The sequence below is a fragment of the Mycolicibacterium vinylchloridicum genome (assembly GCF_013404075.1).
In the GTDB taxonomy this organism is placed as follows: Bacteria; Actinomycetota; Actinomycetes; order Mycobacteriales; family Mycobacteriaceae; genus Mycobacterium; species Mycobacterium vinylchloridicum.
In genome coordinates this window covers 17,395-29,380 of the sequence record NZ_JACBJQ010000062.1, presented here as the reverse complement: position 1 = coordinate 29,380, position 11,986 = coordinate 17,395, and the positions used below count along the sequence as shown (strand labels likewise).

The 11,986-nt window shown below is 62.7% G+C and carries 13 protein-coding genes and 1 pseudogene; 8 read left to right on the top strand and 6 right to left on the bottom strand.

The window, feature by feature from the left end:
* Both HPC46_RS29530 and HPC46_RS29525 read left to right on the top strand, forming a co-directional pair.
* A partial coding sequence (locus HPC46_RS29530; RefSeq protein WP_179475668.1) for an ABC transporter permease occupies positions 1–715 on the top strand: 715 nt, incomplete at its 5' end.
* Between the two features lie 173 nt (positions 716–888).
* The gene (locus tag HPC46_RS29525; protein ID WP_179475667.1) at positions 889–1,422 is read left to right on the top strand and encodes a hypothetical protein; all 534 of its coding nucleotides are present in this window, start codon (positions 889–891) and stop codon (positions 1,420–1,422) included.
* Positions 1,423–1,573: 151 nt separating this feature from the next.
* On the opposite strand, the gene HPC46_RS29520 is transcribed toward HPC46_RS29525, so the two are convergent.
* Positions 1,574–2,767, bottom strand: a complete 1,194-nt coding sequence (locus tag HPC46_RS29520; protein WP_179475666.1) for a thiolase family protein — start codon at positions 2,765–2,767, stop codon at positions 1,574–1,576.
* A 92-nt stretch (positions 2,768–2,859) separates the two neighbouring features.
* Here HPC46_RS29520 and HPC46_RS29515 point away from each other — a divergent pair.
* The 5 genes and pseudogenes from HPC46_RS29515 to HPC46_RS29495 all read left to right on the top strand — a co-directional run.
* Positions 2,860–3,264: pseudogene (locus tag HPC46_RS29515) on the top strand (Zn-ribbon domain-containing OB-fold protein); the annotation flags it as partial.
* 160 nt (positions 3,265–3,424) lie between these two features.
* Entirely contained in the window at positions 3,425–4,300 is an 876-nt protein-coding gene (locus HPC46_RS29510; RefSeq protein WP_179475664.1) for a mycofactocin-coupled SDR family oxidoreductase, read from the top strand.
* An 8-nt stretch (positions 4,301–4,308) separates the two neighbouring features.
* Complete coding sequence (locus HPC46_RS29505; RefSeq protein WP_179475663.1) at positions 4,309–5,193, top strand: SDR family NAD(P)-dependent oxidoreductase; 885 nt, start codon at positions 4,309–4,311, stop codon at positions 5,191–5,193.
* Positions 5,194–5,202: 9 nt separating this feature from the next.
* Positions 5,203–5,640 carry a nuclear transport factor 2 family protein gene (locus HPC46_RS29500; RefSeq protein ID WP_179475662.1) on the top strand — a complete coding sequence of 146 codons (438 nt, stop codon included), beginning with the start codon at positions 5,203–5,205 and terminating at the stop codon, positions 5,638–5,640.
* A 94-nt stretch (positions 5,641–5,734) separates the two neighbouring features.
* Entirely contained in the window at positions 5,735–6,535 is an 801-nt protein-coding gene (locus tag HPC46_RS29495; RefSeq protein ID WP_179475673.1) for a TetR/AcrR family transcriptional regulator, read from the top strand.
* 19 nt (positions 6,536–6,554) lie between these two features.
* Here HPC46_RS29495 and HPC46_RS29490 read toward each other — a convergent pair whose 3' ends face one another.
* Entirely contained in the window at positions 6,555–7,202 is a 648-nt protein-coding gene (locus HPC46_RS29490; protein WP_218894802.1) for a TetR/AcrR family transcriptional regulator, read from the bottom strand.
* Between the two features lie 28 nt (positions 7,203–7,230).
* On the opposite strand from HPC46_RS29490, the gene HPC46_RS29485 reads away from it, so the two are divergent.
* Positions 7,231–8,358 (top strand): ABC transporter substrate-binding protein, encoded by a 1,128-nt coding sequence (locus tag HPC46_RS29485; protein ID WP_179475661.1) that lies wholly within the window; start codon positions 7,231–7,233, stop codon positions 8,356–8,358.
* On the opposite strand, the gene HPC46_RS29480 is transcribed toward HPC46_RS29485, so the two are convergent.
* The 4 genes from HPC46_RS29480 to HPC46_RS29465 all read right to left on the bottom strand — a co-directional run bounded on the left by HPC46_RS29480 (position 8,355) and on the right by HPC46_RS29465 (position 11,985).
* Positions 8,355–9,635 carry a TetR/AcrR family transcriptional regulator gene (locus tag HPC46_RS29480; protein ID WP_179475660.1) on the bottom strand — a complete coding sequence of 427 codons (1,281 nt, stop codon included), beginning with the start codon at positions 9,633–9,635 and terminating at the stop codon, positions 8,355–8,357. The two genes, HPC46_RS29485 and HPC46_RS29480, sit on opposite strands and share 4 nt — an antisense overlap.
* 66 nt (positions 9,636–9,701) lie before the next feature.
* Complete coding sequence (locus HPC46_RS29475; RefSeq protein WP_179475659.1) at positions 9,702–10,235, bottom strand: nuclear transport factor 2 family protein; 534 nt, start codon at positions 10,233–10,235, stop codon at positions 9,702–9,704.
* Positions 10,232–10,873, bottom strand: a complete 642-nt coding sequence (locus tag HPC46_RS29470) for a nitroreductase family protein (protein ID WP_179475658.1) — start codon at positions 10,871–10,873, stop codon at positions 10,232–10,234. The genes HPC46_RS29475 and HPC46_RS29470 overlap by 4 nt, the downstream gene beginning before the upstream one ends.
* 8 nt (positions 10,874–10,881) lie before the next feature.
* Positions 10,882–11,985, bottom strand: a complete 1,104-nt coding sequence (locus tag HPC46_RS29465) for an acyl-CoA dehydrogenase family protein (protein ID WP_179475657.1) — start codon at positions 11,983–11,985, stop codon at positions 10,882–10,884.
* Between the last annotated feature and the right edge of the window lies 1 nt (position 11,986).

Genomic DNA, 11,986 nt, shown 5'->3' with positions numbered 1-11,986 from the left:
TTTCCGTAAGGAGATCATCCGGTTGATCGCGGAGATCAGCATGGGTGCGGGCACGTTGGCGATGATCGGCGGCACTGTGGTGATCGTCGGGTTTTTGACGTTGGCTGCTGGTGGGACGTTGGCGGTGCAGGGCTATAGCTCGTTGGGCAATATCGGTATCGAGGCCCTCACCGGATTCCTCGCCGCGTTTATCAATGTGCGCATCTCGGCGCCGGTGGTGGCCGGGATCGGGTTGGCGGCCACCTTCGGTGCCGGTGTGACCGCGCAGTTGGGGGCGATGCGGATCAATGAGGAGATCGATGCCCTGGAGTCGATGGGCATCCCCCCGGTCGAATACCTGGTGTCCACCCGGATTGTGGCCGGGATGGTGGCGATCACCCCGTTGTACTCGATCGCGGTCATCTTGAGCTTTGTGGCCAGCCAGTTCACCACGGTGGTGTTGTTCGGTCAGTCCGGGGGTTTGTATGACCATTACTTCAACACGTTTTTGAACCCGATCGATTTGCTCTGGTCGTTTTTGCAGGCGGTGTTGATGGCGATCACGATCTTGTTGATCCATACCTACTTCGGCTACTTCGCCACCGGCGGACCCTCTGGAGTCGGCGTCGCGGTCGGCAACGCGGTACGGACCTCCCTGATCGTGGTCGTCTCCGTCACCCTGCTGGTCTCACTGGCCATCTACGGATCCAACGGCAACTTCAACCTGTCCGGATAGGCACACCGAGCGCCCCGATCGCTTCGGGACCGAACGCTCCGCTGTGGCCAGACGCCTAGCGCCTTCTCCCACCACAGAAGGGAAATGGATATTTTGCCGGTCCGCAAACCATTACTCTCAAAGCCGTGCGGAGGGCACCGCTCGGATACCTGATGTCGTGAGAAGGGAATTCAATGTCGGATCGCATTGATCTGCATCGCAGGCTCGCTAAGAGCAAGTGGGAAGCCTACGCGAACGCTCCGGAGACCGGTCTCGTCAAGTACTCAGACGAATGGGTCTATGCGCCCGATGCAGTGATCATGTGCCCCCGCTTCAACAACGGTGAGCCACAACGGTTCGCTGACTTGGCCACTGATGAACTTATATCGCTACTGCCCGCCGATGGTGACACCCTTACCCCTGAGATCAGGATGTGGTGGAAACACATGCCGGACTGGCGACTCGTTACCCCCTTTGACTGCAGTGCCACCGAATGGGGTTTCGCGGTGAAAGACACGTACTCGGGAACCACAACCGATGGCAGAGTTCTGGCACTGGATGAATGGGATTACATCTGGACCAACGAGGACGGTCAGATCACCCGCTGGGACTGGTTTGTCGACTCCAGGCAATGGAACCCCTACCTTGACCTCATCGGACTCGACCCCGACACACTGACATACCTCGGCTACATGACCAATTACCTACGAGTCGACCGCAACGGGTAGGAAATTCGACTGGACGTGCGGGCGGAGGCGGGCGGCCAACCGCCTCGCCCGCGCGGTCGGTCTGACGTCGTAAGTCACGCTCGGCGGTCATGCGGGATCATGCTCAGCCGTTGTGGGCGCAGACTGGTAGGCGCCTTGGCGTCGGCAGCCGTCAGCAGGTCAGCAGCATGCTGCCTGCGATCGGTCCGCCCCCCGCTGCGGCAACCGCGACCTCGGGCCGCCGGACCAACTGACGGTCGCCGGCTTGCCCGCGCAGTTGCAGACACGCTTCATGTAGCAGCCAGTAGCCATGCAGTCGTCCGGCCGACAACTGTCCACCATAAGTATTCAGCGGGAGCTCACCGTCGAGCGCGATGCGCGTCGCGCCCTCCACGAATGGTCCGGCTTCGCCGTCGGCGCAGAAACCCAGCGCTTCCAGCCAAGCCAACGTCAGAAACGTAAAGCCGTCATACAGCTCGGCAACGTCCACATCTGTTGGCTTGAGGTCCGTGCGTGACCACATCTCCGCCGCGGCCTCGACGGAGGCCATCTTCGGGAAGTCGTCACGGTGAAACCACCCTCCCGATCCGTATGCGCCGCCGATTGCCTCCACTCTGACAGCCGGGTTCGGGCAGTCGGGCGCGTAGTCGGCATGGGAGACGATCAGGGCAATCGAACCGTCGATCGGCACATCGCAGTCGAACAATCCGAATGGCGACGACACCGGGCGTGAACCGAGGTAGTCGTCCATCGTCATCGGATCACGAAACGCCGCAAGGGGATTCAGGCTCGCGTTACGCCTGCTGTTGATCGCCAGCCAGCCGAGCTGTTCTTTGGTCGTCCCATAGAGTTCCATGTGGCGACGGCAATGCAGCGCCAGCCAATTGGCGGCCGAATACGCGTGTGCTGCCATGAGCTCATCGAGGTCTTCGAACGGCTTGAGCTTGCGCCGCTGCCCGGGAGTTCGGGGCTCGACCGGCGGATCGGAGAGCGGGTTCAGCATCGGCGACACCGGCTGATCGGTCATCACGCCGCCCAGCATCGCCACCGTGCGATAGACCAGGACGTGGCGTGCGCGTCGCTCGGACACGGCCAACAGCGCCGACATCACCGGGGTGATCACTCCGCCGGTGGCGAACCCGAATCCGACTTCGGTGGCCTGATTGCCGAGTCCGGCGACAACATCGGTTGGGTGTGTGTCGCCGAAGGTGATGATCCCGTCAATGTCCGCCGGTGTGAGCCCGGCATCTTGGATCGCGGCGCGTGCCGCCTCCAAAGTCAAGTCCAGCCCAGGAATGGCGGTACGTCTGCCGATCTGCGAAATACCCAGGCCGCTGATGATCCCGTCCTGTTCGAAGAAGCTCATCTGCCAAGCACCGCCCTCATCAAGTACCGCGCGATCAGTTGCAGCGTGTGCCGCATTGTGCGGACCGCCAATGAGAATGTACGTTTCCATGGATGTCTAGTCACGTTTCGCCTTCCGCTCCGGCTCGGGTCTTGCCCGACCTTTCGGAGCACAATCGAGGGTTCTGGACCGCCGGCGCTGACGGACGGTTGCACATCACCGCGTGCCTGCGATGCGGCTTGTGGGTGAGCCGGCCTGCCCCGGACTGTCCTGACTGTGGAGACTCGCTCGAGGCTCGCGCGGTGTCGGGCCGTGGCACGGTGTTCACCTATACGGTGAACCATCAGCCGTTCAATCCCGCGGTGCCGGTTCCCTACGTCATCGCAATCGTGCGGCTCGATGAGCAGGACGATCTGCGCATCGCCGCCAACATCGTTGGCTGTGAACCAGATTCGGTCCGAGTCGGCATGCCGGTACAGGTCGGCTTCGAACGTCATGACATCGACGGTGAAGCTGTGTACGTACCGGTGTTCACGCCGCGGCAGGAGGTCGCTGAACCTCGCACGCCGAGCGCAAACGCGTTGGTGCCCCAGGGTATTGAGAATACAACATACACACTGTAGGTTGATCGAAATCCGGCGCTGACCCACGGCTGCGCCGCCTATTGACGGAGGACACATGGCCGGGAGGCTTGAGGGCAAGGTCGCTTTCATCACAGGTGGGGCTCGCGGGCAGGGGCGTGCCCATGCGATTGCGATGGCCAGGGAAGGCGCCGACATCATCGTGGTCGACATCTGTCGGCAGATCCCGTCGAACCCATATCCGTTAGCGACGCCGGAGGATTTGGCGGACACGGAGCGTGCGATCAAGGAACTCGGCCGGCGCGTTGTCGCCCGGGTCGCCGATGTGCGTGAACGCCACGAGCTGCGAGACGCCCTTGAGGCGGGTCTGGCGGACTTCGGCAAGGTCGACATCGTCGTCGCCAACGCCGGCATCCTCCCGATGGCGATGGGTAAGCCGGATTTCATGGGCTTCGTCGATGCCACCGACGTCGACCTGCTTGGCGTGATGAACGCGGTCGCGGTCACCGCTCCGCATCTACCCGATGGGGCATCGGTCATCATCACCGGCTCGACGGCCGGGATGATGAAGGGCACCACGGACAACCCGGAGATGGGACCCGGCGGGTCCGGTTACGGCTTCAGCAAGCGCATGATCATCGAGTACGTCGATGAGATCGCCTTCCACCTCGCCTCGCGGATGATCCGGGTCAACTGCATGCACCCGACCAACGTCAACACGCACCTGCTGCACAACGACGGCATGTATGGCGTGTTCCGGCCCGACTTGAAGGCCGAAGGAAAGCCCATCACCCGCGAGGACGCCGAGCCGGCATTCACGTACTTCCAGCTGATGCCGATCCCGTACGTCGAGCCCGAGGACATCGCCCACCTGGCGGTATTCCTCGCCAGCGACGAAAGCCGCTACGTGACAGGGCAGCACATCCGGGTAGATGCCGGCTCGTACCTGAAATTCCCGAACGGTCCCGCGTAAACGTCGAGGTGGCTGACACTCGCAGCGTCGTCATCACCGGTGCATCAAGGGGATTGGGACTGGCGTCCGCGGTCGAGCTGTACCGGCGGGGCTGGTGCGTCGTGGGCGCGATGCGCTCTTCGGAAGCGGGGTTGGCGCGCATCCGCGAACTGACCGGGGCGCCAGCCGACGATGCCAGACTTGTGGGAGTGCCGTTGGATCTGACCGATCCGGAATCGGTCAAGCAGGCCGCCGAGACGATCGTCGCGACCGTCGGGGCGCCGTACGCAGTCGTAAACAATGCCGGTGTGAGCTCGTTGGGTTTCGTCGAGGAGACTCCCGACGACGTGTGGCAGCAGGTATTCGCCACCAACCTGTTCGGGCCGGTGAGCTTGACCAAGGCGCTGCTGCCGAGCATGCGGGCGGCTGGGCGCGGACGCATCGTCATGGTCTCGAGTCAGAGTGGTGTCTTCGGGATGCCTTCGGCGGCCGCTTATTCCGCGGTCAAGGCGGCACTTGAGCGCTGGGCGGAATCGTTGGCAGCCGAGATTTCGCCGTTCGGAATCGGGGTGAGCATCCTGGTCACCGGCATGCACGACACCGACATCATCGACGACCGTGCGCTGGGCTATCCGGACTATCGCGACTGGGACGGGGTGTACGGCAAGCAGCACGGCCCGTTGGATGTCCGTGGGCACAAGGCTCTCAAGTTTGCGAGAAGTCCCGACAAATTCGCCCGCGCGCTCGCCAAGGCGCTGGACGGCGACACCGGCCCCTTTGTACGTCGCGCTGTCGGAATCGACGCGTTGATGTTGATGATCGGTGCTCGCCTGCTGCCCAGCCGAGCGCTCTACCAGGTGTGTCGACTGTTTCTCGGCCAGCCGCGTCATAACTCGTTGAAACCGAAGCCGTAGGAAGGGTTTGTGGAGCTCTGGGAACTTGCTGCGCGTGAATCGATCCGTCAGACCCTCGCCGACTATACGGCGGCGACTGACGGGTTCGACCTAGCTGCGCTTGCGTTGTGCTTTACCCAGGATGGGACCCTGGAATACACCGGCGGGGGTGGGGCATTGGTGGGGCGCGATCACATCGAGTCCGGTCTGAGAGCGCAGCTTTCCGGCGCCAGTCCAGGGCCCAAGCCCACTTACGTCCGCCACCATGTCTCCAGCATCCGGGTTTTCGGGTTGGAGCCGGACAAGGCCGAGGCCAGCAGCTATTTCGTGGTGTTCACCGACGTCGGCGTCGATCACTGGGGACGTTACCGCGACGTCTTGCATCCGGTTCGGACGCGATGGCTCATTGCCTCGCGCAAGATCAAGGTCGACGGATTCGCAGCCGACAGCCTGATGAACAACGCCTAGTCACACCGCACGGCACGGGGGAGAATCACCATTATCGATGGTGATGTGGTACTCCTTTGTGGTATCGGAACTTTTTCCTGGAAGGAATCAGCTGATGCCGCCGGTGAGTGCGAAGGCCGCCAAAAAGGGCGGTACGAAAGTCCAGCCCGAGGGCGACGGCAGCGTTGAGTCGCTGGAGACGTGGCAGGAGCGCGCCGTCGAACGGCGACTTAGCGGTGCCCGCGCGCGGGCGCTGGCCAGGAGCTCCAGGTTCCTCGCGACCGCGCTGGAACTGGTGCAGGATTCGGGGCGTGCCGATTTCACGGTGCAGGATCTGATTGACCGCTCGAACCTCAGCCTGCGGGCCTTTTACCAGCATTTCGCGGGTAAGGAAGAACTGCTTCTCGCGCTTTACGAGAATGTCCAGAGTCAGTTCACCGAAGATATCCGTCAAGAGGTTGCCGGGGCCGACGGGCCGATGGGTCAGCTCGAGGCGTTTTGTCGGGGCTTTCTTTCCCGGGCTGAGTCGTCAGAAGCTGTGGGCGGCAGGATCGTCACGCTCTACAACCTCAGTCTTGCGCTTGAGCGGCCCGCCGACTTCGAAAAGGTGTGGGAACCTCACCAGAAGCTGCTGAGGAAAATATTGACGTCCTGCTCACGAGCGGGTCTCGTGCGTAAGGACTTGTCGATAGCACAGCTGACCGCACTCTTGACGGCGACGCTGACCAGCCTCGGTCAGTTCAGCATGCTTCACACCGGTCCTAACGTCGAGCTCAGCTTGGACGACATCTGGTCATGGTGCCGACAGGCTGTCGCCGCGCCGACGGGCGGCACATCGCCAACTCGGTCACCCGTTCGCAAGCGTGCCTCGGCTGCCGCGGCGCCCAGGAAAGCGGTCAGAGCTTCCCGTCGCTGACAGGCGGCCTTGGCAACTTTCAGTCGACACCGGAGGCGAGTTCGCCGGCCGCGGGGGTGAGGCTGAACAGCAGTCGGTCGAGGATGACTCCGACTGAACGCTTGGCCGGCCTTTTGTTCGGTGCCTGAGCAACAAGCAGGGCGGCCTCCTCCAGTGCGGCTAGAACCATGTGCGAGAGTTCCTGGACGGGCAATTGCTGGATTGCACCGTCGTCCATCGCCTCCTTCAACACTTCTTGTACGAGTGCGAGACCGCCCGCATTCTCGATAGCACGCAACGCCTGCCAGCCGAGAACCACCGGGCCGTCAATCAGCACGATGCGCTGAACCTCGGGTTCGAGCGCGGCATCGAGGAATCCGTGCAGACCCAGTCGAAGGCGATCCCAGGCATCACCGCGCGGCGGGTGGGCGATGGCACGATCAACCAAATCTTGATGCACTTCTTCAAAGACCAAGCGGAACAGGTCGGCCTTGTCCTTGAAGTGGTGGTAGAACGCGCCCCGGGTGCCGGTGCCGGATTTAGCCACAATGTCCCCGACGCTGGTCTGGTGGTATCCGGGATCGAGGAACAGCTCACGGGCGGCGGCGATCACGTCGCGACGAGTCTGATCACCCCGCGCACGCCGTTCTGCCTCGCCGCCTCCTCGATCGCCCACGAGGCCGATCATAGCAACATTCATAGTGTATGTTGCGTTCATGGCTGACGAAGGTACGCGTGGATATGGCACTGTCATCCCGGTCAAAGTGGGCTGGCTGGCCGACTACCCGGCGAACGCCGCGACCACGGATGACACGCTGGACTCCTTGAAGCTCATTTTCGACGAGGCGCTTGACAAGCGATTGATCGACCGGCCGATCGAGTTGGTCAGGCGTGAGGTGATCGGATTGCCCAACGGCGACTTCAAGCTCGTTCAGCGAGCATTCGATGCATTGGTGGCCGAGGGCTGTCTGGTCATTTTCGGCCCTTACGTGTCCGACAACGTCGTCCCGCTCAGCGCTCACGTCGAGCGCACTGCCGATGTCCCGATCATCACGCTCGCGGGATCCGAAACGGCACTGGGGGAATGGTGCTTCGCCTTGAACAACGGGTCCATGGCGGAAGAACCGGTGATGTTGGCGGCGGTGCTCAAGACTGACGGACGCACGCGCATCGCGATCGCGCACGAGACTTCCTTGATTGGTAAGGAGTATCTCGGCTATGCGGTCCGGGCCTATGAAGCGGCCGGGCTGCAGATCGTGGGTTCGGTGGCGATACCCCAGGTTGAGGCCGACAAAGTCGAAGCGGTGGCCACGCTTCGCGCCACTGAGCCAGACGCCCTGGTTCATGTTGGATTCGGGCACGGCTTGTTCGGATTCAACGACGCTCTGGCCAAGGCGAATTGGAACCCACCCCGCTACACCATGACGGCATTTGAACTCGCTCACATCGATCCCATGTGGATGGACCAATTGGCCGGCTGGATCGGGCTGGACAGCTACGACGAGCGCAACGCGGTCGGTCAAGAGTTTCTCGATCGCTTCGAGGCGCGGTTCGGCCGGCGACCCAACTACTTCATGCCCCCGTTATGTCGCGATGTCGCCACGGTCATTGTTCACGCGATCGCCAACGCGCGGCCGCTCACCGGATCCGGCGTCAAGGAGGCGTTGGAAGGCGTGAAATTCGTGCCTGCCGCCAGTGGGGCGCCGGGGACGTGTCTGCAATTCGGGCGATACATGCGTCAAGGCTGGATGGGCGTGGATTACCTCGTCGCCCGCCGAGTACTACCAGACGCCAGCACGCATGTTTTCCATGCCGCGCCCAGCATCGGGCTCATGCGGACCTAGTGCCCGCGGACCGCAAGGCCGCTCAGAACGGTGTCGCGTGAATGGATGAGCGAGGCGCGGGATCCTAACTCTCGTACAATGTTCGGTGGAATCCACAGGACGCCGATCACGCATCGAGTGAGGATGTCCATGTCGTGCGACGGCACGACCAAGTCGCCCGTCTCGATACCGACAGCGAGTAGCTCGCTCATCTCGCTCAGACGAGTGTCGAACGACCAAAGGGGTTCGGTGACCTCCGGCGGTGCATGACGCATCCATGCGAGCTGGATCGCGAACTCTTCGGGAAAACGGTCGACAGCATTGATGTTCAACCAACACAGCGCGTCAAGCTTCTCGGTCGGTGACGAATCGGTGCGCATGATGTCGGCCCACGCATCGCCGATCTTCTGCGTGATGGACAGCATGATCGTCTTGAGCATCTCGTCCTTCGAACCGAGGTGGCGATAGACGGTTCCCGGCGGAAGGCCCGCTGCGGCCGCGATATCGCGGATCGTTGTCACCTCGAATCCCTTGCTGCTGAACGCCGTACGCGCAGCGATGCGCACGCGTGAGGCCGTGTCGGCTGCGGCGACATCCTCACCGACCCAGGATTTGACCACCCTGTCGGCGACAGAAAACGCCGACGACCGATCGAGGTGATCGTTGGTTGGATCGGCTGCGGCAAGTCCGAGTAGGTGAATGCCGCACAGTACCTCGGCGACATCGTCGGTGGGGGCGCCGTGCCGGACGACGGCCAGGCCCGCGTGCAATACGCTTTGGCATACCCGGTCTGAGACGACAGCGAGGTCGAGGTCAGGCCGGATGAAGCCAGTCCTGCGGCCGGTGCGTAGCAGTTGCAACATCGCTGTCTCGATGCCCGACGACTTGCCGCCGGACTGCGCCGAGTTCGAGCCCTTCGAGCGGCCCTCGAAGAACGACATCTGAAGTGCGGCTTGATGCTTCGCCGCACAGCGCGCGATCTCGCGGCACAGCGCCCTGATCTGCTCCGCGACTGGGGGCGACCCTTTTTCTGCGAGCTGGGCTACCGCTGTTTCGCCGACGAGGTCCAAGTCAGCGCGATAACGTCGATTCAATTCATCGAGCAATGCATCCTTCGACTTGAAGTGATGGTAGAGACTGCCCACCAGGATCCCAGAGGCGTCGGCGATCTGCTGTAGCGAGGTACTCAGACCGTGCTGGGCGATGAGCCTGTTGGCTGCCTGCAACACTTCAGTACGCCGAGTGACTTCGTCCGGACTGCCCGTCGCACGGCGACGGGGACGCTTCGCGCTGGTCATTGTGCGTTCCGACATTAGCAGTCCACTAATTTGCGCATCGGGACGTCCCGTCGCCATCGCCCGGGATCATCGCGTTGAAGCGACCAGCGGGCGCATATACGACGGATCGGCAGGGACATGTCCGGCGGTCTGCACCGCCGATAGCGTCGCCATGAATTCGTCGTTGACGGCGTTCGTGGACTCATCCATCCACTCCACGACGCAGACGCGCTCGACAATTGCCCACCGGCCGGCACGGCGCTCGAGCCGGTCGACGTACCGGCCGCCCGAAATCGTCATGTGGTCGACCGGCTGACGGTCCGTGCCGATAAACAGATAGTAGGTCTCGGCATGAGCGGTGTCGCCGTCGACCTCGGATATGTGATTGGTCATGTAGTGCTGATAACGCGTCTGGTGACAATGGTAAGCGAAGGCCCAGTCGATAAATCCTTCGACATCTCCGACAAAGCCGACATGATTGTCGATCGCGCCGTCGTGATAGGCAGACCGCAATAACGCGCGGTCCCGACGGTCCATCCCGCGCGTGTAGCGCAGCATGCATGCCCATATCTCGTCGCGCGCCTCGATGCGGGCAACACGGTCAGCGAGGTTCTGGGTCATTGGCCGTCCCATCCGTTGATCCGGACAACTTCGTTGACGTCGCGCCGCGGTCCTGACGAAAATGTGTGACCCGCGCGCAGGCGCCCGACCGGCAACAGGCATCCCTGCACGAAACTGTCAGGGATTCCGAGCAATTCGCGCACCTGCTGTTCATGGTCAAGGTGCAATGTGGTGATGCACGTACCGTAGCCGCGAGTGTGCAGTGCGAGCTGGAAGTTCCAGACCGCCGGGAAAATGGAGCCATACAGCGTGGCCATATAGAACGACTCATCGCCATCGCTTCGTGGATACGTTGGCTCGTAGCACGGGATCACCAAAGCGGGCACGTTCGCCAGATTCTCGACAAGCCACTCTGTGGACGACATCAGCCGCCCTTCTGCCGAACCGGCAGGTATGAAGCTTGCAACCATCTGGCCACCGACCTTCTTGAGGTAGGCCGAGCGGTACAGCTCCGCAATCGCGCCGCGAAGCGTGTCGTCGACAATGACCAGCCAACGCCAGTTCTGCTGATTTGAACCGTTGGCGGCGTGCAGTGCGATCCGCAGGCAGTCGCGAATCTCGTCGAGGTCGACAGGGCTGTCGAGGTCCAATGTTCTGCGCGCGGAGCGCGTGGCGGTGAGCAGATGGTCGATCTCCACGGTGGCTCCTAAGTGGTCCGGGGTTCGCCGGCCATCACGGAGGCGGCGAACTCCGCGCCGACCAGTTCGAGGTATCGATCGGCGTTTCCGCCCTGGGTGCTGAACGACAGCAGCCGTTTCAAGTAGAGGTGAGCATCGTGTTCCCACGTGTACCCCACGCCGCCGAACACCTGGATTGCGGTGTCGCCGACGGCGGCGAGTCGGCCGCTGAATGCCTTGAGTCGCAGCGCCGCAGGGTGACGGTGATCGCCGTCGCCCTCATCGACAGCCCACGCCGCGTGGATCACCCCGCTCCGGGCCAACTCCACGGTCTCGAACATATCGACGCACAGGTGCGCGACCGATTGAAAGCTACCGATCGCCTGACCAAACTGGGTGCGCGTTTTGGCGTAGTCGACCGTCATGTCGACGAGGCACTGTGCGGCACCGAGCGCGTCGGCTGCCGCAATGATCAGCACGTCGTCAACGAGCGCCGATAGTGCCTGAGAGCCCGCCCTTCCCAGCAGCCTTCCCGGCGCGCGGTCGAGGGTCACCTGGAAGCAACGGTGGGTCTGGTCAATGCCAGGCAGCCGGACCAGGGTCACCTCCGGTAGGGCGGTCTCCACGGCATAAAGCGCCAGGCCCCCACCATCCTGGGTCACAGTCAAGATGACGTCGGCGGCCCCAGCATCGTCGACGACGAATTTTCCAGAGACTCGGCCGTTGCCCGACAATGTGGCCGGCACCGAGTACAGCGGCCCAACCGCGGCGACCCGATCGCCGGCGGCGATACCCGAGAGTAGCTCGGCCGTTTCACTGTCGGCCCCGAAACGTGCGATCGCCCTCGGTGCGGCGACTGCGCTAGACAGCCACGGTCCCGAGTAGAGTCCCGCCCCCATTTCCTCGGCGACGATCGCTGCGTCGACCATCGCCATGCCGGCGCCGCCGCTCTCGGCGGGGACCAGCACACCGGTCGCGCCGAGGTCTGCGAGCCCGTTCCACACCAGAGGTGTCGTGCCGCTCTCGTCGTCGATCACCTGCCGAAGGTGGGCGTCGACTCCGGCTTGCTCGGCCAGGAACTGCCGGACGATGGCACGCAACGCGCGCTGTTCATCAGTCGGTTCGAGGTTCACA

Coding starts and splice junctions, on each gene's coding strand:
- HPC46_RS29485 (WP_179475661.1), top strand. CDS start 7,231: ATGGCTGACGAAGGTACGCGTGGATATGGCACTGTCATCCCGGTCAAA.
- HPC46_RS29510 (WP_179475664.1), top strand. CDS start 3,425: ATGGCCGGGAGGCTTGAGGGCAAGGTCGCTTTCATCACAGGTGGGGCT.
- HPC46_RS29525 (WP_179475667.1), top strand. CDS start 889: ATGTCGGATCGCATTGATCTGCATCGCAGGCTCGCTAAGAGCAAGTGG.
- HPC46_RS29495 (WP_179475673.1), top strand. CDS start 5,735: ATGCCGCCGGTGAGTGCGAAGGCCGCCAAAAAGGGCGGTACGAAAGTC.
- HPC46_RS29475 (WP_179475659.1), bottom strand. CDS start 10,235: ATGACCCAGAACCTCGCTGACCGTGTTGCCCGCATCGAGGCGCGCGAC.
- HPC46_RS29520 (WP_179475666.1), bottom strand. CDS start 2,767: ATGAGCTTCTTCGAACAGGACGGGATCATCAGCGGCCTGGGTATTTCG.
- HPC46_RS29480 (WP_179475660.1), bottom strand. CDS start 9,635: ATGACCAGCGCGAAGCGTCCCCGTCGCCGTGCGACGGGCAGTCCGGAC.
- HPC46_RS29490 (WP_218894802.1), bottom strand. CDS start 7,202: ATGATCGGCCTCGTGGGCGATCGAGGAGGCGGCGAGGCAGAACGGCGT.